The organism is Desertivirga xinjiangensis (assembly GCF_024436435.1).
GTDB lineage: Bacteria > Bacteroidota > Bacteroidia > Sphingobacteriales > Sphingobacteriaceae > Desertivirga > Desertivirga xinjiangensis.
Map to the genome: position 1 here is coordinate 116,196 of NZ_JAFMZP010000010.1, position 20,342 is coordinate 136,537.

24 protein-coding genes are annotated in these 20,342 nt (G+C 41.0%); 7 read left to right on the forward strand and 17 right to left on the reverse strand.

The features are described from left to right. Window positions 1–3: 3 nt before the first annotated feature. The 15 genes from J3P37_RS19845 to J3P37_RS19915 form a co-directional block, all read right to left on the reverse strand. A complete protein-coding gene (locus J3P37_RS19845; RefSeq protein WP_256013103.1) occupies window positions 4–2,133 on the reverse strand; it encodes a phage tail family protein in 2,130 nt (709 codons plus the stop codon). A gap of 2 nt (window positions 2,134–2,135) precedes the next feature. Further along, entirely contained in the window at window positions 2,136–4,343 is a 2,208-nt protein-coding gene (locus J3P37_RS19850; RefSeq protein ID WP_256013104.1) for a right-handed parallel beta-helix repeat-containing protein, read from the reverse strand. Beyond that, window positions 4,343–5,089 carry a hypothetical protein gene (locus J3P37_RS19855; RefSeq protein ID WP_256013105.1) on the reverse strand — a complete coding sequence of 249 codons (747 nt, stop codon included), beginning with the start codon at window positions 5,087–5,089 and terminating at the stop codon, window positions 4,343–4,345. The genes J3P37_RS19850 and J3P37_RS19855 overlap by 1 nt, the downstream gene beginning before the upstream one ends. Then, window positions 5,086–5,556, reverse strand: coding sequence for a hypothetical protein (locus J3P37_RS19860; RefSeq protein ID WP_256013106.1), 471 nt, complete (start codon window positions 5,554–5,556; stop codon window positions 5,086–5,088). The genes J3P37_RS19855 and J3P37_RS19860 overlap by 4 nt, the downstream gene beginning before the upstream one ends. Window positions 5,557–5,558: 2 nt before the next feature. Continuing rightward, entirely contained in the window at window positions 5,559–8,693 is a 3,135-nt protein-coding gene (locus J3P37_RS19865; RefSeq protein ID WP_256013107.1) for a tape measure protein, read from the reverse strand. A gap of 217 nt (window positions 8,694–8,910) precedes the next feature. Next, complete coding sequence (locus J3P37_RS19870) at window positions 8,911–9,399, reverse strand: hypothetical protein (protein ID WP_256013108.1); 489 nt, start codon at window positions 9,397–9,399, stop codon at window positions 8,911–8,913. A gap of 134 nt (window positions 9,400–9,533) precedes the next feature. After that, window positions 9,534–10,055, reverse strand: a complete 522-nt coding sequence (locus tag J3P37_RS19875; RefSeq protein WP_256013109.1) for a hypothetical protein — start codon at window positions 10,053–10,055, stop codon at window positions 9,534–9,536. A gap of 11 nt (window positions 10,056–10,066) precedes the next feature. Beyond that, window positions 10,067–10,495, reverse strand: coding sequence for a hypothetical protein (locus tag J3P37_RS19880; RefSeq protein ID WP_256013110.1), 429 nt, complete (start codon window positions 10,493–10,495; stop codon window positions 10,067–10,069). After that, window positions 10,492–10,944 carry a hypothetical protein gene (locus J3P37_RS19885; RefSeq protein ID WP_256013111.1) on the reverse strand — a complete coding sequence of 151 codons (453 nt, stop codon included), beginning with the start codon at window positions 10,942–10,944 and terminating at the stop codon, window positions 10,492–10,494. Before J3P37_RS19885 ends, J3P37_RS19880 begins: the two co-directional genes overlap by 4 nt. Then, a complete protein-coding gene (locus J3P37_RS19890) occupies window positions 10,941–11,270 on the reverse strand; it encodes a hypothetical protein (RefSeq protein WP_256013112.1) in 330 nt (109 codons plus the stop codon). The genes J3P37_RS19885 and J3P37_RS19890 overlap by 4 nt, the downstream gene beginning before the upstream one ends. Beyond that, on the reverse strand, window positions 11,264–11,572 hold the full coding sequence (locus J3P37_RS19895; RefSeq protein ID WP_256013113.1) for a DUF6706 family protein: 309 nt from the start codon (window positions 11,570–11,572) through the stop codon (window positions 11,264–11,266). Before J3P37_RS19895 ends, J3P37_RS19890 begins: the two co-directional genes overlap by 7 nt. Window positions 11,573–11,588: 16 nt before the next feature. Next, the gene (locus J3P37_RS19900; protein ID WP_256013114.1) at window positions 11,589–12,116 is read right to left on the reverse strand and encodes a hypothetical protein; all 528 of its coding nucleotides are present in this window, start codon (window positions 12,114–12,116) and stop codon (window positions 11,589–11,591) included. After that, window positions 12,116–13,210, reverse strand: a complete 1,095-nt coding sequence (locus tag J3P37_RS19905) for a major capsid protein (protein ID WP_256013115.1) — start codon at window positions 13,208–13,210, stop codon at window positions 12,116–12,118. The genes J3P37_RS19900 and J3P37_RS19905 overlap by 1 nt, the downstream gene beginning before the upstream one ends. 3 nt (window positions 13,211–13,213) lie before the next feature. Next, on the reverse strand, window positions 13,214–13,804 hold the full coding sequence (locus J3P37_RS19910; protein ID WP_256013116.1) for a hypothetical protein: 591 nt from the start codon (window positions 13,802–13,804) through the stop codon (window positions 13,214–13,216). 17 nt (window positions 13,805–13,821) lie between these two features. Further along, window positions 13,822–14,469, reverse strand: a complete 648-nt coding sequence (locus J3P37_RS19915; RefSeq protein WP_256013117.1) for a hypothetical protein — start codon at window positions 14,467–14,469, stop codon at window positions 13,822–13,824. A 189-nt stretch (window positions 14,470–14,658) separates the two neighbouring features. Here J3P37_RS19915 and J3P37_RS19920 point away from each other — a divergent pair, with 189 nt between their 5' ends. The 6 genes from J3P37_RS19920 to J3P37_RS19945 are packed head-to-tail and all read left to right on the forward strand — an operon-like array spanning window position 14,659 to window position 16,594. After that, entirely contained in the window at window positions 14,659–15,087 is a 429-nt protein-coding gene (locus J3P37_RS19920; RefSeq protein WP_256013118.1) for a hypothetical protein, read from the forward strand. Between the two features lie 12 nt (window positions 15,088–15,099). After that, window positions 15,100–15,456, forward strand: a complete 357-nt coding sequence (locus tag J3P37_RS19925) for a DUF6864 domain-containing function (RefSeq protein WP_256013119.1) — start codon at window positions 15,100–15,102, stop codon at window positions 15,454–15,456. 2 nt (window positions 15,457–15,458) lie between these two features. Then, the gene (locus J3P37_RS19930; protein WP_256013120.1) at window positions 15,459–15,722 is read left to right on the forward strand and encodes a hypothetical protein; all 264 of its coding nucleotides are present in this window, start codon (window positions 15,459–15,461) and stop codon (window positions 15,720–15,722) included. 1 nt (window position 15,723) lies between these two features. After that, on the forward strand, window positions 15,724–15,918 hold the full coding sequence (locus J3P37_RS19935; RefSeq protein ID WP_256013121.1) for a DUF551 domain-containing protein: 195 nt from the start codon (window positions 15,724–15,726) through the stop codon (window positions 15,916–15,918). A 5-nt stretch (window positions 15,919–15,923) separates the two neighbouring features. Then, window positions 15,924–16,391 (forward strand): hypothetical protein, encoded by a 468-nt coding sequence (locus J3P37_RS19940; protein WP_256013123.1) that lies wholly within the window; start codon window positions 15,924–15,926, stop codon window positions 16,389–16,391. Beyond that, entirely contained in the window at window positions 16,388–16,594 is a 207-nt protein-coding gene (locus tag J3P37_RS19945; protein WP_256013126.1) for a hypothetical protein, read from the forward strand. The genes J3P37_RS19940 and J3P37_RS19945 overlap by 4 nt, the downstream gene beginning before the upstream one ends. Here the strand turns inward: J3P37_RS19945 and J3P37_RS19950 are convergent. Further along, complete coding sequence (locus tag J3P37_RS19950) at window positions 16,581–18,338, reverse strand: hypothetical protein (protein WP_256013129.1); 1,758 nt, start codon at window positions 18,336–18,338, stop codon at window positions 16,581–16,583. The genes J3P37_RS19945 and J3P37_RS19950 overlap by 14 nt on opposite strands. 49 nt (window positions 18,339–18,387) lie before the next feature. Between J3P37_RS19950 and J3P37_RS19955 the strand changes: the two genes are divergently transcribed. Next, entirely contained in the window at window positions 18,388–18,729 is a 342-nt protein-coding gene (locus J3P37_RS19955) for a hypothetical protein (protein ID WP_256013131.1), read from the forward strand. Between the two features lie 176 nt (window positions 18,730–18,905). Here J3P37_RS19955 and J3P37_RS19960 read toward each other — a convergent pair whose 3' ends face one another. After that, window positions 18,906–20,312, reverse strand: coding sequence for a phage portal protein (locus tag J3P37_RS19960; protein WP_256013134.1), 1,407 nt, complete (start codon window positions 20,310–20,312; stop codon window positions 18,906–18,908). Window positions 20,313–20,342 lie beyond the last annotated feature (30 nt).

Consider the following 20,342-nt stretch of genomic DNA (forward strand, 5'->3'; position numbering starts at 1 on the left):
CCCTTAACTTACAGATACTAGTATCCCATGCACGAATTTTAAAGTAGTTCCATTTATTACTACATCCTGAGTCAATCCAGGGCTTAAGTCATCTCCAGTCCTGATACCTCCTTTTATGTCAGCAACTCCGCTCAAGAAAAGTCCACTTTGACTCAAGGTAGAGAATCCGTTTGAATCGGTTGTTCCTTTTCCTATGCTTATTCCAGGCCCTGTATTATAGAAATAGCTACGCCATTGAGAATTAATTAGTCTTGTATACATGTAATTCGGAGGATATTCTGGCCCATCAGGAGTTTGAAGCGGAGACCAGTCTACTATGTAATACGAAGTTCTTAACAACGCGTTATCATCGTCAATTCTTAATACTTCATTTCCGGATCCATCGAATAATTTTAAATTATTTTCAGACCCGTCTATAGAAATCCTTTTCCCAGTTTCTGAGCTTTGAATTGACGCATTGCTCATAAAGACCTTTCCATCCTTCTGCACCCTAAACACCGCACTATCTCTATTAGCAAAGGAAGCCCCTGACCAGATCATAACACTTTCAGGATCTTCTCCTATGCCGGTTATTCCTGTTTCAACATCGCCACCTTCAGAACCTAATAGCATTGTCCCGGAGGTTATTAAGTTCCCATCTACAATAGAAGAAGTTCCATTGTTACCAAACCTTATACGACCAGCTACAAAGTCTCTGATAGTTCCATCAAGAGCCCTGACCTTATTTATGTCGTTGATCTTTGAAGTGTCTACAGCCTTTTGTATGCGTTCCTGGGCTGCTACCTGACGAACGATCCTTTGTATCTGCGTAGTTTCTGCCAGCTCCAGGTTATAATTGTAATAGTCTTGAATATCGCGTGAATAGCCATTGATCCGGATAGCCTTGTTTAAATCAAAATCAACATCTTTAAGAGTCACATAATTACCCAGGATCAATGCTATGTTTTCCCTCCTGAAATACATTTTATCGCATTGAACGATGTAATTAATGATTGGCTCCTTTCGGCCATCAAGGAAAGCCTGAGCGCGATCCTGAAGTTCTAATTCTGCAGCTGTGATATAATCGACAGGCATTGTAATATCGACCAGGATATATTTATCCTCTACAGCTGGTCGAATTAGTTCAGACGGTATTTCAACTGACTTTTCATCCTTTACCACATTAACTGTAAAGGTCTTAGTAGAATGATTGTAAGACTGCAGTTCAATTTCATAACCTGCCAATTGCCCCGTCTGAAAGATCACTTTTGCTACTAGCCCCGAAATCAGATAATCATTCACATTGAACTCCATTGTAGCGTCTGTAAACTTTAACGGGTTCAACGGATCTACCTCAGTAACCGTTCCTGTACGATGAGGATAAACATCGTCAAAGATTTCCGTATGTTCAATGATTCCAAACTTATCAACGTTATCTTCCAGGTAGTTAATACCTACAGGCATACGCAATCTTTTAGCAAATAACCCGCGATAGTTTGAGGGTAGATTTTTATCAGATCCAAACGCGTACAACCTTGTAATTACATTGCTGTTTGCTACAGATTGCCGGGTGATATTGTAAAGTCCTTTATTCCGGCCATACTCAAAAGTGAAATTCTGAACACCTTCGCGTTTGCTTAAGTGGATAACCTGATTTTCTATCCACCATTCAGTTTCAAATGCTTCTGCGAAGTCTGATAAAGCTGACAGGCAGTTTTGATTACTGAAGGTTAGATTCTTAGCTATGGTGGCATCGACAACGCCCTTCGTCCAGCCAGAAGAAACCCGGTTAGCATTCGTAACAAGCAGATCAATAAAGGTTTCTGCATTAGCCATTAGGCTAAAATCACCCTCTTGTAGTTCATTATTTGAATCGTACATGAAGAACTGTACCTCGGCAAGATCATACTGCTTTGACTTTAATTCTCCCTGGTATTCCCATTTGTTATTTGATACCTTTTTTACAGTCGGTAGTTCCTTGAAATAGTACCTCTGACCGTCATAGGTGATGTAATCGCCAATAAGTACGTTAACATACGTAAATAGGGAGAAAGCGACAGAGAGTGTATTCTCTGCCATTATTCTGCGTTGCTGTCTACCCTCTGGCCTGATGGTTGCAACTGTATTTGAGCCTCGTTTTATCTGATACCTCATAATTAACTCCTTACCCCTGTTGAATTAATATTAGCAAGGAAATCGCCCATGCCAGTTGCTTTCACATTATTAGCGTTCACTTTGATCCGGTAAGTCCTGAAGTTATATTGCCACCATAGAAGTTTTGGAATTGCAGATTTCTTATTATTGATCTCCACGTTATCCATGTTAAGGATATAATCCTTTCCTGCTGTATAGTTATTCAGTTCCCTAAAGAAAATCATTCCACCACCCGCAGGCGCATAGCTCTCCGAAATATTGAACCGGCAATTTTTAAATGATAGCGCATTAGTGAATGTCGCAGCAGTAGTGATCGGCGGATAAAGCTCAGTATCTTCAAACGAGCAATCCTCATAAGTGACATTTAAAACGGCCGAAACAATATTATCGGCTAACAGTCCTGTAAAGGTACATTTTACGAAATTGAAGCCTTTGATAACCGGCAAGAACGGGTCAGCAGCGCCAGCAAAGGCATCACCCCAATACAGCCTGCAGTTATCTATCTTATTATTGCTACCTTCTACATATCCGTTGAAGTATAACCTTACGTTATTAGGGGCATTAAATGCGGGCCATCTCGTGATGAGTCTGTTCCCGTGAATGTTCCTGATATTGGAGAGGGTTGAATACGAGGCTCCAGCAGTTCCATTGTTTGAGAAGTACAACACGTTATTAACAAAGCTGATATTGTCGCCTCCATCAATAAGATATATCCGTCTCCCGTAAAATTCATTGTTTTCTATTCTTATCTCCGTATTAATTAATTTAGAGGCTGACAAATCAATCATAATATCCCCAGACTCAAACTTGTTTCCGTAAACTGCTATCGACCTTATATTACCTCGTGTACCATTCCCATCAAACAGATTAAACGGGGGTAAAATACCTCCATTAGCAGAAACTTTATTATTGGCAATTACAGCCGAGCTGCACCGGAAAATTACTATCCCGCCAGTATTAGATAGCTGATTGTTATGGATTTTAATAGTTTCAGAACCAATCAGAATTCCATGATATCCAGCATACAGCTTGTTGTTCTCAATTGTTACGTTAGCACTATAAATATCCTCTATGTTTATTTGGTAACGGGTTGTCCCTGGGAATAATGGTGCTCCAATCCCACTGTCAAGTCCATTATTATAGATCTCATTATAATGAATTATACAGTCATCAGGCATGTTCGATATACCGCCCCTGTGATTATCGTGTATCTTACAGTCCCTGATCTCAACATGTCTTTGATTTGGAATATTGAGGTGCAGGGAATACATTCCATGCGTAATTGATGCCTGGCCGTCCACCTCGTTGAATATCTGCATCCTTACTTTAGCAGCATTTCTTGGTAGCTTGATCAAGTCAAATGGAGTATATAGGTCCCTGCTAATCATTGCACCCGCAGCGGTAAAGAAGACAAGCTCAAACATAGGGTTCGCCAGCATAGGCGTACGGTCAACACCGCCCATTCTCCTAACCTGAACAACTCCGGGTGAATACCTGTTATTAGCAGCCTCTTTAACCAAATCAATATCAATCAAATTGGTAACATAACATCCCGCTTTAGCGATAACAGAAGATCCGTTAAAATAGCCAGGGTAATACGTTCCTATGTCCGCTAAGACATTGTCCTCAGCTGACGGCCCCCGACTTGAAAACGCATCTCCCATGAACCCGTAGAAATCACAGTCAAATACCCTGACGTTATTTGACAGGGTGCCAAAGTCAAAGGCATACGTCTGCTCTTCATTTTTCTCATTAGTGTTGGCAAACGACCGAAAGAAGATGTCTCCTTTAATCTCAAGGTTTCGCAGGATAACATTATTTGCCCCTTTACTTGTGATCACCCGCCCGTTTAGCTGATAGGGATTGGTGAAATTGTTAACCGTGGTATGATAAGGGGATTTGTTCGCGCTATCGAACATCATTTCGATTTTGGAAAAACCGAAATCATACTCTGTGTTGCTACGGAGATTGATTAAGTCAGCACCATTGCCAGCAAATGCAGAATCTACCGTTAGTTCATAACCCAACGTCAGCTCACATTTTTTAAAAGACACCTTTGTATACCCTTGATTGTAAGCTGTATCTATTTCATCCTGAATAGCAATGCGGTTATTATGAGCATTTAGATATTCCTGTGGGGTGTATGGCGGAGCTCCAAAAAAGCCGAGAGTTACCCCGGGAACTGTACTCAAATCAATAAATTTTTCCATTATCTACCGTAATAATTTTCGATGTTATAAATATTTGACACACTGAGTCCCTGCTTCATAAATGTGCCGGTTGTCTGAGCAGTATCGGCTATAGCGGCATCTTTAATCGCCACAAGTATTTCACCAGCGGCATTCTTTGCCTGATCACCCGTTTTATAGCTTTTAACAGCTACGGCAGCCGATGGAAGATTAACCCGTTTCCAGATTGTTTCGGGAACTATGCCTGGTTCCTGTCCTGCAGTAGTGTTTACAACGGCCTCATAGAAGTTGCCATTCCTGTTAACCTGAAGCCCTGCGGTATAAACCTGAGCTTGCCATGCAGGTATTTTTGGCGGCGGAACTGTGACTGGCACTGATTTGCTTAATACCCAGGTAGCGCCATCGGAACTTAGCACATTCAGGTTTTCGGTGGTCACGATTGTTCCGCCTCCGGGCTTGTTGAAAGTTCCCGGGCCAACGAACATAAACTCTTTAGTTGTCGTTGCAGGAAGAGTACCACCGCTGCCAACTACGGTCGGGTTAAAGCCTACAGCACCATTTAGTATCAGCTCCCTGATTTCAACCTTTGACAGGGAACTGTATTCTGTTTCAGAAAATCTAGCCCCGTCAATAAGGGAAACTTTCATTTTTACATCTTCACCATCCTTGACAAAGATCAGTTCGCCCTTTAATAATTGAGGATCAGCAACCAGCCATTCATTCTCGGTAAAGAGTTTATTTTTAATTCTTCCGCTTAATATAGTCATGGGAATATTATATCTACAGTGGTTGTATCAATTATTAATGTGTCAAAGAATGGGTCTATCACTTCTTTTAGTGTGAGGGCAACTTTTACATATACTTTATTGCCACCCTTCATCCGGGTAAGGCGCTCTGTTTGCTGAAATTGCTCACAGAACACTAAAACAGTTTCTCCGATCTCAATCGCTTCAATTTGCCTGGCGCCACCTAATTGCCATAATGTTTTAAAGGCGTTCCACTTAAGTTGAAAATCAAGTTCATCACTACCCTCAATAGTTCCTTCAAGCTGTAAGGTCCTGGGTTCAAATGTTGGATCAGCCAAATCATACTCAACGCCATTTTCATCCTTCCAGTCATACTGATCAGGAGCCTTGCGTTTTCGAGGCTGAAGGAAAGTATCAGAGCCTTTGGAAACGATAAACCTATAGGTTTCATAAACATCCTGGGTGTCTATTTTATAAAGTCCTTTCATGTCTATCCTCCTATTTTCCCGTTAGCTGCAAGGGCGTTGCTGTTTTTATCCATCTTCTCAGAAATAGACTTAAGCGAACTTTCAATCGACTGCATTCGGTCAGTATTATTGGCAGTTCGCAAAGTGTTGGCCTCGATGGCCTGCCAGTGTCGTATTCCAGCCATGGCGATATTCAATTGATCCTGAAGGATTCCCTTTTGACTGGTCAGTATGAGGTTTGTTTGCAACTGTGCCAGTCTCATTCCTCCAGTCTGACCAGCTAATAAGTCGATGCTTTCTTGTGATGCTGACTTGTAAGCGCCAGAAAGGGAGTTTGACGACGAGGCTGATTCACTTGCAAAATCCATCCCTGTTGCTTTCTCCAATTCTTCAAACTGTTTCTTGGAATTGGCAATTATGGCATCATACAAGGTTTTGAGGCTGCCTAATTCACCCTGATCTAGTCCTCCACCTGATTCCGCTTTGGCTGCAAAATCCTGATAGAACTTCTGCAGCTCTTTTTCAAGTGAATTGCGTTTGAAAGAGTTCAGGATTGATTTTTTCATTATCTCCTCGAAGTTCTTCCCGAAGTCTTCAGCCGCTGCATTCCCCCGAGCAAACATATCAACGATGCTATCAACTACTTCATTGAACCCTATTCCGGTCGCCTCTTCACGCATCGCATTAAGAGTGTCTTTATATTGCTGCTCAAAGGTTATGAGATTCTGTACGGCGGTTCTGGTAACCTCGTCCAACCTGCCAGAATCCAATAGTTGAGTAAGTTCTTCTACGGTTTTACCCTGGAGGCTTGCGGCGCTCTCGGCGATATCAATATAGTATTGAGTGACATCCAGGTTTCTTTTTCTGTTATCAGCCTGGAACTTATCCATAGAGCTGTATCTATATTCCAGGCCCTTTTTCTTTAAGTCGTCTAAATACTTCCTATCATTTTCAACCTCCTTCGCGAGCTGGTCGCGCTCTTTTCGCATTTCATCCAGGTTGAATTGACCCGAATTGAACCGAGCCAGTACATCGCTGTCGGATTTATCATCGGAAAGCATGTATTTACCGTTTAATGAATTTTGAAGTTCTTCCCTCTTGCGGGTTATCTCTTCAAGCGATTGTCCATATTTTTCCAGACGTTCAGCGCCATAAAGGTCTTTTATCACAGAAAGTTGCCTCTCCATCGCCTTTGTTTGGGCTTCAATGGCTTTGATCTGAAGATCCTGGGAATATGCGCGTTGTTCTTCGGCTTTTCGTCTTTTCTCCTCTGACTTATCGAACAAGGAAACAATGCCTTTCACGACACCTATCGCTGAGCCTATAGTATTAAATCCGGATAATATGTTATCAAAGCTTCCCTCTGTTGCCTTCGCTGCTTGCATCGCCTCGAGGCCTTTGGAAACATTCCCGATTCCGTTTGAGATTTCTCCGATCTTACCCAGAACTTTACTAAACAAAGGATCAACGTCATGTAGCGCCTCTGACCAGTACCACAGGCCATCAGCCACACCATAAGCTTTGTCTCCAAGCTCTCTGAATCTGGTTTCCGCACTCTTTACTTTAGGCAGAAATCCCTTAGTGATTTCCTTGTTTATATTTCCTACAGTTGCCTCAACATCTTCTCCAGCCTTCACCAGATCTTGAAACTCTTTAACCGACTGCTTTGCCTTATCCTCTAATTCTCTGGCATCAACTCCTATCTGGAATTTGTTCCCCTCAATGGAATTCAGTTCCTGATTGAATTTAAAAATCTTATCTGTAACATCGACTATAGCCCTATCTGTGGGCTTAATCCCATTGTCAAGTAAAGATTTAAGAAGACTCTCATAGGCATTGATCTTTTGTTCATCAATCTCTTCGAGCGAAAGCTTTTTGTCGAGATTAATAAAATTCAAATCACTCTGAAGTTTATTATAAGCATTAGAAATTCTTTCTAACCTCCTTTCCTCATCTGTCTTTCCATTTTTCGAAGTTCCGAAATTTGAATCCGCCTTTTTGTTCTTATTCTTTACATACTGAACTGCACTATCGTTAATGATCTTTTTAGCTTTTTGATATTCAGCATCAATTGCCTTCCTTAAGTTTGGATCATTAACTCCTTTCAGCGCAAAAGCTCTTTCCTTTTCAAGCTTTTTATATTGCTCCTGATATTGTCTGAAATACTTAGCGTTTTCTAAAAAGATGTTATTTTGCTCGGATAATCCCTTGTTTAACTCTTGAACAAATCCAGCTTGATCAGGATTGCTATTAAGAAGAGACATTAGACCAGAGAAAGGGCCTCCAAGTAATCCTGATGCATTGGGCTTCGAACTAGACAAATTATACTTGCTGGCTATATTTGCCTTATCAACATACTCTGTAACAGCATCAAGCATTTTAGATAGAGCAGTGATAGCTGAACTAAAAACACCATCCGTTCCCTCTCCTATTGTTTTTAGAAGTTGATCCCAGTTATCTTCAAGATTAGATATCTGCCCTCCCAATGTACCAGAAATAGCGGCCATGGATCCTGAAACACCTTCAGCATCGCCTAAGGATGTGATATAGTTCCGAATTGAAGAAGATGTTTTATCAACTTCAGTTGCAACACCTTTAAAAGTGAAAACAACTTTATCTCCTGCATCTTTGGCTTTAATACCAAACTCCTTCAGCCTCTCAAATTCGCCTGTTTGAGCGTCGAGGATAGCTTCTGCCAACTGATTGAAGTCTTTGCCGGTAGATGAAGCTAGGTCTCCCAGCTGCCGCATTTGCTTTCCTGTAGGGACAAAGCCCTGATTGGCAAGCTTCACAAATGCATCAGTGAGCGTTCTGACAGAAAAGGGGGTTTTTGCAGCAAAATCCTGAATCTGACTCATGGCAGAATCAGCGAGAGCTTCGGATCCTAAGGTATTGGTTAATACAGCCTGGAACTTTTGAAATTCGGCGGTTATATCAATTACCTTCCTCGAAAAATCAGTTAAGGCCTGGACAGATAAATATCCGGCAACGGCACCTCCGATGATTTGGAAGTATCGGTCCATTTCAGAACCTCCGTTTTTCATGTTTCTGGAGAAGTTGTTTATATCATTCTCCATTTTTCTTATCTGACCATTAAATTGAGACCCATTTATTATGGCATCCCATTCTAACTCGCCGCCTGATATATTTACTCCCATTTTTATTTACCGCTTATAAGTCTTCTTATTTCTCTTTCTTCATCTTCTGGCGATACCTCGATAATATCATTTTCTTTTTTGTCAGGTTTATAGGTTGGGATTGTTGCCATATACATTAAGAGCTTATTCCAGCTTAGCTTCCATAGCACATACTCATCGGTCCATCCAAAATATTTGCATACGCTTCCTATTAATCCAAAAGGGCTATTATCTCCCTTTAATCTGTCGGGCTCACTTTTTTCTGACTCAGAATTTCTGCTCCCAGAATCAATATGATAGATTTCATAAAAGCTTGGACATCTATGGTTGATAGGGCTTTGTCCAGGAGTACCGCTAATGTTTTGTCATCGACCCATCTCAACTCCTCTAAAAGCTCCTTAGAGGGCTCGTTTCGGTCATTTTGAATAGCAACTGCAGCAATATAAATGAAGTCATCTGTGTGATCATGAGACCCTTTCATGATAGCAGTCATAATCCCAGATTCTAAAATTGAAGATGGGATATTCAGAGCTTTACAGGCTATTTTATACCTGTTACCGACCAGAATCGGGCGTAACTCATAAGACATGATTTGCTTCTTTTTTAACCTGAGTTTAACCAAAAGCTTGTCTAAAAATGTCTTGGGTTCTATAGTGAATTCTAGCCTATCTGATGCGCTATCGGTAAGGATGCCGCTAGCATTAGACAGTACATTTTTCTCTTCCATGCCTTAAAATTACCGCAGATAAAACGAGTAAGGCTGCCATCTTAACCGCAAGACATTAATATTCAAAGATGTTTATAGAATAATAGAAAAAGCCCCCAGATGGAGGCTAATTCATGAAAGGAAAGAGTATAATACTAAGCCGCTACACCGAATACAATATTCCATGGAGCTGTTGCAGCCTTAGTTGGAATTAATACAGTACCGGTCCAGTTAATTTGGCCTAATCTGGTCTTGTCAAATGTCGCTTCCAGCGCACCTGAAAGCTTCATACGAACAAAGTTGAACTTGATACCAGACTTAGTTTCCGCCACAACAGACTTCTCTATGCTGGGTACAACTCCATCAACAGGTGCCGACCAGGTTTTATTTTCTCCTGTCCCTGTTACGGTGCCTCCAAACAATAGAAGCATCGTGTCCGCGCTAATATTGTAAGTGCTAGCCCTCAGGGTAAAAACAGCCTCTTCAGTAGTAATGCTATCAAATGGTAGGGAACTTTCCTCAATGGGGATATTTTCGACTACTGGTTCAGTTGATTCAAGAACCGCTGTTCCTGCAACTGTTTGGCCGAATATTTCAGTCAATGTAGTTCCCATGCCACCATCGACAGCGATATCTCCTATAGTGATCGCTTTTAAGCCGTATACTTTTTTTGCCATGTCTTTATTAATTAGTTATTAATGTTTGCTGAATAAAATTCCACTCTGAAATTCACGTAGTGCTGATTGTACTCGTCTTCGAAAATGTTGTCTTGCTGTATTTTAAAGCAATAGTCTCCATGTTCATCCCAAACCTCATTAAGAAAGTATCCATTGAATATGTCGGCTAGCTCCTTCAGTCGTATTAAGTTCGGTTGTGAATTGTCAGTAACCTTGTTGACCGTTAACCTGAGATTAGGTACATAAATATTTACGTTTAGTACTCCTCTCTGGATATCGTCCCTGTTCAATGGCAGCCCATTAACCACAACATCTTCCTTTCGTGAATTAAGAGGCCTCTGTTGCTTATAGATATCGCCATTAGGTTTACTGGTGTTGTAAAACAGCGCATTCTTAGTGGTGATATACAGGATTTGAAGTGCGTCTAATGATGTTTTCATAAAGATTTCACCTTTCTTGATATCTGCGCCATCGCTTTTTTTAACGATTCCTCGGCTTGAATACCAGAGTACGTCAGGACATCTTTACCCCGGCTTTCAACAGCTGCGGCATATTCCATCCCGGCGACAACAATTAGAGCATAGCCACCTTCAAACCGCCCTTTAAGCTCTGCTACAAATTTCTTTGCAGACGTTACACCTGGTGTCTTTTCAGTACCTGTAGCAGATTGCTCGAAATTCTCACTGACAATTTTCCCGTTTTTCATGACGATGTAGCCGATGGAGCTTCGCAGATTCCCGGTGACGTCATTATAGTTCCCGTTTTCGCGGGCATTTTTAACGAACGTTTCACCGACAAGGATAAGCCTGCTGATGATAGCCTGTTCAATCCGTTGTATCCGGTCTTGAAACATGCGATTAACATCAGACCTGCTAAATTTTGGCTTCATACCCATAGCCTGGCATTTAACTGTCCACGCCTAAAATCTTTAGCCTCGCTTGAGATAATAACCTTTTCAGGGTCGTATATCTCAAAAGCTTTTCCTACCGAGATGTCGGGGTATCCTAAAGGCATGTAAGCAATGCCTGTGTAGACAATCTGCCCGCCATCTGCACTGGGAATCACCTTGCCGGCTTGATTCTTTTCATACCGACATGGGATCTCAATAATTTGAGGATCTATCTCTGGAACAACCCAATTACCAAGCACATCCAGAACAGCATCCTGCTGTACGGAGATGTCTAACTTAATGATATGGGGATATTGATTTACCATAAATATGATCCATCCCTTATCGTCGGAACGGGCTTTACATCGAAGCCTCCGTTAGTTAGGAAAGCGATTCTCTTCTCGATAGCGTCTTGATCTAATTCGATAGAAAATTCGCCCTCTGTGATCCGCTTTACCCCTCTCAGTTTGAACAATACAGCCAGGGAAGCATCAGTTATGGCAGCATCATTATTCATAGAAAACTCAGCCTCAGGATCCAAGCCTTTGCGCATAAGCTCTAAATCAGCAGTTCTACCTTGAACTCCCGGAATAAGAATTGTGTCTAATAATGCTTCCCTGTTTTTCATTTCAAAGAACTTTCAGTTATGCCTCTTCGATCAACCCTTGTGCAAGTAGGTTTTTAAGCCTTTCTTCGCCCAGATGGGTTACATTTTCGCCTGCCAAATACTCTTTTTCAGGATTGTTTTTATCAACGATCTTTCGGCCTTCAACAACCCGATATTTAGCTTTAGTATCGATGACAATTGCATCATTGACTTGTCCAGCATCGTCGTCCGATTTGGGCTTACTCGCTTCGATAATCCGATCAACAAGCTCGCCGCCTTTTTCCCTGAAAGCTTCAACAGCAAATACAACTCTTTCATTGGATTCTGCTAAGGCTTGATTGCCGTCGACCGCTCCTTTGTTTGAGGTTAATACTTCATCCAACAGCTCACTAAGAGCTTTAAAGGAATCACCTAAAGACTTTGCCGCGTCAATAACAAGTTTGTTAGATTCGATCACTAACTGAGCTGAGTCCAAAACCAATTGCACCCATTTAGGAGTGTCTTCTGAAGAAACAGAAGCGCCTTGCGCCCCTTGTTTCTCTTCTGTTGCTTTAGTCCCGCCCATTATGCAGCTACTACGTCAGTTTGAAGAATGTAAATACCATCGATTGATTCTAATGCAGGGAAAGCGTTCAATTCAACGTTTGTATACTCTCTCCATGGATCGTTATCCCTCCATTTACTCAATAACGCCCGATCGTATTTAGCATAGTTAATCCCTTCGACCTTTTCCCATTCTTCAATAGCAATGGCATTGTGAACGATTCCCAATTTGCCGTCAGGAATAAACACAACGTTTTCTTTTTTGAATGGGTTGATAGCATCAATAATACCATCCTTCTCAATACCTTTTCTGATATTGAGTATCTTGATCATGGGCAACTTGTTAGATACCAAATACTCATTAACTGAGGACTCAGTAACAACAAAGTTTTTATTCGATCCTGGGTTTTGATAGCCTGAGATCGCAGACTTCACAGCCGTCAATTTCTTCATTGACAACCACATTTCCAGATCAATCCAAATTTCCTTAAAGGAACGGCCGAATGTTGCTGCATACGCAACTAAGTCCTCAATGTCTGTGAACGGATCAGCAGTAGGATCAGTCCAGACTTTTGCAACACCTCTTTTCTGTGATGGCTTTGCTAATAATGGAATAGATCCATATGCTACACCATCAGGATTGTTTAACAAAGTGGCATCAATCGCAAATGTCGATACACCTTGGAAGAACATGATATCCAAACGCCTGTCTGTTGACAACGCGGCATTCTTCATGTCATCCCAAAGGGCTTTTATAAGCGCTTGTTTCTTAGATTCATCGCTAATAGGCAATGCTTCTAAGGCCTTTAACTTACGATAATCATCCTGATTAAGCGCAAATTTTTCCTTCATGGTCGGGATCTTTCCATCCAGCTTTTCAAGAGCATTTCGGCTTCTTAATGGAGCTGGTGCGTCAGGATCGACTAAAGAAGCGGCAGCTTCAATACGTGCACGGCCAATAGCAGTTGAGAATGTGAGTTCGGTTTGAGGCAAACCCCACTCTAAATAAGTTCTCCAATACGACTCTGCATAGAGTTGCTCCAGCATGTCATCGATTAGAGCTTGTAAGTTCTGGCCCTGGGCCAAATCTCCAAATAAAGATGCTACTATAGCCATCGATTAATAAGATTGAGAATAAATCATTCGCGGTAAAGCGGCAGCTAATTCTGCAGAATACGGTACGCGCCTTGCGTAAACTGTACCACGAATTACGATACTCACACTTTCGCCGTCACCCACTTTGACTTCACGGTAGTTTAATCCGTTCACGCCGCCAAATGAGCTGTTTGATGCACCAGTTGCACTTGATGCGAACACCAACGCGCCAGCAGTTACAGCTCCAATTGTTGTACCGACTGATATTAAATCATAGTCAGCATTAGAAGTATTAATTGCTGTGATTGGATACGCCTTATCTGAAGGCTTGGCTGCAAAATTATCACCTACTTTTAAGGTGTGAGTTCCTTTGACTACCTTGTAATCTGTAGCAGATGCACCGGCATTCTCATAAATAACGCCCGTTGCGAGCGGCTTTGCTTTCCTGGTAGATTCATCAAAAATCATCGGGTGACCAGCCTTTATGATAGAACCAGCAGTTAAACCAGTAATATCTAAAAGGAAGCCTCCCTGAGCTAATTGAATATCTTTTCCAGTTCCCTGAAATACCGGGATATCACCGGTAGAGTAGGCACGTTTTAATCCTAAACCCATTTATTTAACTGTTTTAATTACACACTTTTTGCTTTCGCACCCTCAGCTTGCGCTTTCATACTTTTCGTGAAGTTTGAAATTTCGGGTGCAACTTTTCCTTGTTGTTGCTGATGCTGTTGCTGCTGTCCATTCGGAACTTGTCCGTTTCCAGCCTGGCTATTTGCAGCAAACTGTTTTTCTCCGGTCCATTCAGCCTCCAATTCAGCCAATGCATTCGCTTGGTCGTAATCTTCTTCAGATACATAAGACTTTGCATACCTCTCGGAGATTATGATTCCTTTGGCTTTAGCAGCGGCAATAAGCTCAGATGCAGCGTCTTTGGTTTTCTGACCAGCTAATTGTTCCTTTAAAGACTTAATTTCGTCCTGTACACCTTTGAACCATGCTGGAACTTCGTCTTTTGGATCCGGATTTTGAGGTTCTGGATTCTGTGGATTAGAGTTACCCCCTTTTGCTTTAGCAACTGCTGTTTTAACTCTTGAATCAACTTCTCCCTGAACACCTTTCAATGCTTCAACGACCCCTTCTGCTTCGATGGCGGTTTCGATGTTTGCTTCATCTGTTACAGTTATTGCCAGCATTGTAGCAATCCCTAGAAGCGCTTTGTCTGAAAGCCCGTAATTAGCATACTTGCTCCTGAGGGCTGCCATGATCTTTTCCTTCATGATAATGATTTTAAAAGCTTTTAAATTCAGCTTAAAATTACATCGGCACTATATTAAGTCGAACCAATGCCATAGAGGATTCAGTAAACAAAACCACTTGTTTATTCAATTTCCGTTTTATCACCATTTTAGAAAACTTATTTCATAAATTACTTTTATTATATATATGTTTTTATATACATTTGTTATATGAGTGTTCAAGAGATTTTAGGATCAAGAATTATCAATCTGTCCGAGTTATCAAAGAGATTATGGCCAGATATTAAGGAAGTATCTGCCGTCATCAAACTGAAGAATAAAATTGCAGGCACCCAGGGCCAGAGGTTGACTGAAAAAGACCTTGAATTAATCGACCGGGTACTGCTTGAGCAGGCAGCGGGTTTAACTCTACCAAATCTTTTGGAGAAATTCGGGTTTAAGATGATTCTCGGTGTTTATGAATTTAAACACGGCACTACCCACCTAGCCCTTGAGTTGGATGATGAAAAATATTATCTGTTCGACGGTCGGCCAGAAGTCCAGCATAATTACCAGGAAGGCGACATCAACGATTTGAATATAAATAGCCTTGCAAAGATGCTGGCTAATTATGGTAGGAATTTATTAAGAAGTTATTAGATTTAGATTATTATGGTTAAAGCAAAGAGCCAAGATGGAGTCATTAGAAAGATGGTATTTAATGAAGATGTATTATTGGCAAACCCCTATGATGAGTTAACCTTCAGCTTAGAAGGTGAACTTAACTTAAATATTGTTTTTGAGTTTTCAGACGAAGGTAAAGAATACACAGCATCCGGAGGTATAGTTACGAACAATGAATTTAAGGTAGTTTTACATAATTGGTACCATGATCATGGGGTCGAAAACACCATGCCAGTTTCACTTAAACTCAAGAACGGAAAATCCATCTGGATAAAATATAGAACATCCGGAACTAAAGCTAATTCATTTAGAAGGTTTCACTTGACAGTCTGGATGGAGGAATAAGTATGGAGATCAAAAATCAGCAAACACCTGTGATGGGCGGCAATGTTAACCATACCAGCGGAGAACCCGTCAGCCGTGTAGACTTCTTTACAGGCAAACATACAACAAGCATTTTAGTAGCTATACTATTTGTAATTACGTTTATTGGTTTAATAGTTTTAGTTTGCGTCAAAGATAAGGTTCCGGAAAACCTTCAGACCGCGTTAGTTGGCATATTGGGTATGCTGGCGGGCTTTTTTGCGGGCACGAATACTAAGAGTAAATAACATGAATTGGAGATCAGTAAAAGACGAGTTACCTACCCCCGGCAAAGAAGTTCTAATATATCATTTACACGGCCAAAGGCAAGTCGGCGAATTTGATATAAATAGAAAATGGTCTGTTTATTACAAAGGCCATTTAGTTGAACAGGGAGGAATAACACACTGGATGCCATTACCCGAGCGACCTAAAGAAGGATAAATAACATGGATACACGAGATACATTAGTCTCTGAGTTTAGAACACATCAGCAAACATATATTTACTATCTCATAGGTTTATGCGTAGCTAGTATAGGTTTTTCGGTGAACTTGACAATAGGACAAAAACTTTCTTTTGTTCATATTCCTTTGGGAATATCGATCATACTTTGGGGAATCAGTATTTTTTGCGGTCTAAGATTTATGCAATGGGTAGGTAGTTCACTATATGCGAATATAAATTTATTAGACGTTAGGGCGGGAATTCATAAAGATACTGGAAATCATATACAGAAGAAAGCAATAGCTGAAGATGTTATTACGGGGATTCTTGAGAAGAACTCTGACACAGTTTCAAGGTTACAATCCTGGCAAAACATATGTTTCTACAGTGGAGTAATTTTCTTTTTAATCTGGCGAGTGCTGGACATGATGCCCAAACAAATTATTGATTCAATAAATAGCTATTTATGACAGGAAAACAAATATTTGAAAAACACATCGGCGAACAGGGCGAATACGGTAGAACCCTATTCTTCATGGTTCGCAATGTTGGCGATGATCTTTTCCCGCTTCTGGAAAAAGCAGAAGCTGAAGGAAAGAAACTCGAAATAAAGCCGCTAAAAGGCGATCTCTTAACCGATGAGATAACTATCGACGATATTATTTTGGTGTGACCTTAGCGATGATATCATCAGCCAGCTTGATCATATCATCATACAGGTCTGGCATGAGCTCTTTAAACCAAGGATTACCGGAGAACTTGTTTTCGAACATATGAGCAATGAACTCAGCCTCCTGATGACCAGGTACATCGAAGTAATCCACTACCCTGCCATTCGGCAACTTCACTTTATACCCATGCCCCGTGCCGTAATTCTTATTTAAAGACATTAGGGTATCAGCAGCTGAGGTAACTTGATTCATTTTATCGAAATCATTGTTAGCATAGGAGCTATAGCCGTGGGTTTCGAGCTTGGTATGTAAATTCTTGTAAAGCGCATTGCCATTTTCTGAATAAATCTTCCGATACTTATCCATAACACCTTTCACTTGCGGCATTTCCTTGATAAGGTGCTGCCAGTCTGCAGCATGTCCGTATTCATGATAAACCACGGCTTCAGCATACCATTTACTTTCCCGGCGTCGGGCATCAAACGGAATATTTACATAGTTATCATAGGGATTGAAATAAGCTCCTCTTCCACCTTTGTTTGTTAAAGGGGTTTCCCTGTTAAGGAGCTGGAATATATCATCCTTTACGTTTATTCCGAGCTCTTTCTTGTACGTATCTATATTGGCAGGCCTGAAAGGTATCGCATCTGCGGTAGGTTGAGCAGCAACGATTGATTTAACCTTCAAACCGTTGTTTATATCGCCTTTTTCAAAGTTATCTTTGACCCATGATGGCGGTGTGCTCAAGCGGTTCAGGGAATCTTTATTACGATTCACATAGTCTGAAAAAGCTTTTGGTACGGCGTCCACCTGGCCGGTAAACTTGAAATCATCGCCCTTCCCTGCCAGCAAAGCGTCTTCATATTTGTCATATTCTTCCATATCCGGAAGAATCGGCACTGAATAACAGAGACACTGTATGTGCCACTTACGCCAAACGAATGTTTTGGGATACTTGCCTTTCAGATCATCGCAGATATCTCTTCTGGGGTGATTGTTCGATAGCTTAACCTCAAACCCCAGAATGAACTTTGTATTTGCCCACCGGACGTTGTCCGCGGTTCTGTAGGCATCATTAGTTACATCTCTGGTTAATCTCATAGCATTCTTGAAGGAACTTCGATAAATGCCTCTACCTGGCTTATACTCCTTGGCTGCCTTACTTAGCTTTAAATTACCCTTTGCATCCCTTACCCGCCTAAACAGCTTATCAGGTTGCTGCAAATATTGCTTTTGATCTCTGGCCATGGCAGCTGAGGATCTGCCATCCTTTATACCGGCGTACAAATTCTGTTCGATTTCGGCTCTGAACTGGTTGGTGTACTTCCAAACCCGGTCAGATAACCCTAAGCCTTTTGTTTTCTGATTTACGAACTGCTCAAGGGCTTTATCATTCCGCTGGAATAGATCAGCTCTGACCTTCCTGTTAACCTGGCGATTATTAAGGTGCTGGTTGATAATATCATCATTCTTCTGGTCGGATAGCTCCCACTGTTCCTTAGAGCCGTTTATTAAGGTTACTTCAACCTCTTGATTGAACTTTAAAAGAGCCTTTTGAACACGGTTGTTTAATTGTGGGTAGTCAGATAGTTTAAATGGTTTTCCCTCTTTGAATTTCAATGATCCGGCGGATTCGAAGACCTTATCAATAGCATCCAAATAGGCTTTTCTAACTCTTTGCTGATACTGTGCAATCGCCTTAAGGTGCTTTCTCTCGTATTGCTTGTTAAGGTCCTTTTTTGCCATATTTTAGACTTAAAATATCAAAAGCATAATAGCTTACTTTTGTCGAACTATGACAGAACAACAACAGTATTTCACTTCATTATTGGAAAGCAAAGAATTGCAATCAATTTCATTCATTAACCAGTTAACCACCACAAACCAACCCATAGTTATCTGCATTGACACTGACTTTGAAATAAAGGAGACAGACGCAAAAATTCGATTTGTTGCTTTCAGGGAACCAGGTACAGATTCAGCGGCTAAAGGTGTGTATATAACTTTAAAGTACGATTTCATGATCTGGTCACATGGTCAAGGTGCAGTTTTCAGTAACCTAATATTTCAGAGCCATTTCGGGCATGATTTTATCGTCTATAAAACCAACTCCCGGAAGACATTTATCAAATTGTAGAGATCTAATAAAAACCCCCAGCTGCTTAACGCTGGCCGGGGATCATGGAAACCATCCAATAGAGCATCTACCTATAAAAACTGAGCACTAAGGTAAGAATATATTTTACTTACTCACCAAAATAGACAATGTTTTTCTTTTTAACATCTTTAGATGTATCTATTAACATATATAATTTAATCTTCAATTGTTGCTGACAGAGCCTCTTTGGTTAACTCAGCGGTTTCTTCAACTGCATCCTTAACCAACGGGTTTAAACTAACAGCGGTCTTTTGGCTCATAGTAGCCTTCCCTCCTGTTGCGGTGCTCAACATGTCGATCAGACCTTCAACATTATCAGGAAGAGGATTACCAAACTCAAACGCTACCTTCAGTTTCTTTACCTGTTCTGCCATCTTAGGGGAAACGTCAATGATATTTGTGATAAATGCTTTGAGAATGTTTATTTCTCGATCAAGCATCTCTGCAAATACTTCCTGCTTGCTTAATGACTTAAGAATGGTATTGAAGAACATCATTTTCAAGGCTTCCCCGGAGCGCTGATCTATGTTCTTAAGCTTATCGAAATCAGGTGTATCTGTCATGTAGTAGATGATATGATCAAGATCTTCACGTTCATCCTTAACCATATCTATCGCCATTTGAGGCGCCAGGTATGAAGCTTTTCCGCCTTCGCTGAGTATAACAACCTTAGCAGTGTCTGCCCTTTCAGGCAAAGATATCGGTGTTCCCTCAAGTAGCAGAATAGGGTCACCAGTTGCAATATTATTGTCAGAACGGCGAGATGTAAGCGTTTCACGGGTTTCTATTGCCGGCTGCACATCATGCCACTCAGATAACTTTTGGCAATAGTACACAAGTTGTATTTTCTTAATCCTATTTTCTACAGGAACCACATCCCAATCTTTATTGTTATTCTTAGTGCATAGGTAATTGTACCCAGAGGTATAAATATCGAAGTGTTCAATGCTTTTACCTTCCACAATAATGGTGTAGCCCCTTGCTATTGCTTCTAACACCCCAAATTCGTTAAAACGAGTGTAAAGGGTATCTCCCTTGGACCGGGCCAATATCAGGCACTTAACTCTAACCGTCCCTGGCTTTTTTAATTCCTCCGGATCAGTGATATTAGGATCCCGATACTCAACAAACAGCTTCGCGCACTCAGTTTCAGAGAAAAGCAATTCCGCTACTTCCCTATTTTTGGAATCGTTGCGCATATCCTCCCATAGGCTCTCAATCAGCGCGAATGCATCGTCAGTATCTTTTGACTTCTGAATTAGCTTCACTGGTTTGCCGAACAGGAAAAACTTTGCCGCGAACACAATTTTCTTTTGAAACGGGATTGGTATCTTGGCCTGCGGGATCTCCTGTTGTTTGTCGTTGTACTTCTTAGGTCGCTTATTTATCTCATGCCCCTCAATGTTATATTGTTCCAGTGCTTTGTCTACAACCTTTGTTCGTTCAACGAACTTAGTTTTCACCTTATCGACATCGCCAGCCAAAATGAGATCAATGAGAGGATTACCTGTTGACTGTGGCTTTACATCCTCAACTTGTGTAGTTGCTTTTTTCTTTGCCATTGCTATATGAATAATACTTTATACTTGCTG

What these genes read in the sequence shown, in the direction of transcription:
- J3P37_RS19880 (WP_256013110.1), bottom strand. Translation starts at nt 10,495, where the DNA reads ATGAAAACATCATTAGACGCACTTCAAATCCTGTATATCACCACTAAG.
- J3P37_RS19940 (WP_256013123.1), top strand. Translation starts at nt 15,924, where the DNA reads ATGGATACACGAGATACATTAGTCTCTGAGTTTAGAACACATCAGCAA.
- J3P37_RS19935 (WP_256013121.1), top strand. Translation starts at nt 15,724, where the DNA reads ATGAATTGGAGATCAGTAAAAGACGAGTTACCTACCCCCGGCAAAGAA.
- J3P37_RS19860 (WP_256013106.1), bottom strand. Translation starts at nt 5,556, where the DNA reads ATGAAAGGACTTTATAAAATAGACACCCAGGATGTTTATGAAACCTAT.
- J3P37_RS19925 (WP_256013119.1), top strand. Translation starts at nt 15,100, where the DNA reads ATGGTTAAAGCAAAGAGCCAAGATGGAGTCATTAGAAAGATGGTATTT.
- J3P37_RS19900 (WP_256013114.1), bottom strand. Translation starts at nt 12,116, where the DNA reads ATGGGCGGGACTAAAGCAACAGAAGAGAAACAAGGGGCGCAAGGCGCT.
- J3P37_RS19915 (WP_256013117.1), bottom strand. Translation starts at nt 14,469, where the DNA reads ATGAAGGAAAAGATCATGGCAGCCCTCAGGAGCAAGTATGCTAATTAC.
- J3P37_RS19865 (WP_256013107.1), bottom strand. Translation starts at nt 8,693, where the DNA reads ATGGGAGTAAATATATCAGGCGGCGAGTTAGAATGGGATGCCATAATA.
- J3P37_RS19955 (WP_256013131.1), top strand. Translation starts at nt 18,388, where the DNA reads ATGACAGAACAACAACAGTATTTCACTTCATTATTGGAAAGCAAAGAA.
- J3P37_RS19920 (WP_256013118.1), top strand. Translation starts at nt 14,659, where the DNA reads ATGAGTGTTCAAGAGATTTTAGGATCAAGAATTATCAATCTGTCCGAG.
- J3P37_RS19950 (WP_256013129.1), bottom strand. Translation starts at nt 18,338, where the DNA reads ATGGCAAAAAAGGACCTTAACAAGCAATACGAGAGAAAGCACCTTAAG.
- J3P37_RS19890 (WP_256013112.1), bottom strand. Translation starts at nt 11,270, where the DNA reads ATGGTAAATCAATATCCCCATATCATTAAGTTAGACATCTCCGTACAG.
- J3P37_RS19895 (WP_256013113.1), bottom strand. Translation starts at nt 11,572, where the DNA reads ATGAAAAACAGGGAAGCATTATTAGACACAATTCTTATTCCGGGAGTT.
- J3P37_RS19930 (WP_256013120.1), top strand. Translation starts at nt 15,459, where the DNA reads ATGGAGATCAAAAATCAGCAAACACCTGTGATGGGCGGCAATGTTAAC.
- J3P37_RS19855 (WP_256013105.1), bottom strand. Translation starts at nt 5,089, where the DNA reads ATGACTATATTAAGCGGAAGAATTAAAAATAAACTCTTTACCGAGAAT.
- J3P37_RS19960 (WP_256013134.1), bottom strand. Translation starts at nt 20,312, where the DNA reads ATGGCAAAGAAAAAAGCAACTACACAAGTTGAGGATGTAAAGCCACAG.
- J3P37_RS19875 (WP_256013109.1), bottom strand. Translation starts at nt 10,055, where the DNA reads ATGGCAAAAAAAGTATACGGCTTAAAAGCGATCACTATAGGAGATATC.
- J3P37_RS19870 (WP_256013108.1), bottom strand. Translation starts at nt 9,399, where the DNA reads ATGGAAGAGAAAAATGTACTGTCTAATGCTAGCGGCATCCTTACCGAT.
- J3P37_RS19945 (WP_256013126.1), top strand. Translation starts at nt 16,388, where the DNA reads ATGACAGGAAAACAAATATTTGAAAAACACATCGGCGAACAGGGCGAA.
- J3P37_RS19885 (WP_256013111.1), bottom strand. Translation starts at nt 10,944, where the DNA reads ATGAAGCCAAAATTTAGCAGGTCTGATGTTAATCGCATGTTTCAAGAC.
- J3P37_RS19850 (WP_256013104.1), bottom strand. Translation starts at nt 4,343, where the DNA reads ATGGAAAAATTTATTGATTTGAGTACAGTTCCCGGGGTAACTCTCGGC.
- J3P37_RS19905 (WP_256013115.1), bottom strand. Translation starts at nt 13,210, where the DNA reads ATGGCTATAGTAGCATCTTTATTTGGAGATTTGGCCCAGGGCCAGAAC.
- J3P37_RS19910 (WP_256013116.1), bottom strand. Translation starts at nt 13,804, where the DNA reads ATGGGTTTAGGATTAAAACGTGCCTACTCTACCGGTGATATCCCGGTA.
- J3P37_RS19845 (WP_256013103.1), bottom strand. Translation starts at nt 2,133, where the DNA reads ATGAGGTATCAGATAAAACGAGGCTCAAATACAGTTGCAACCATCAGG.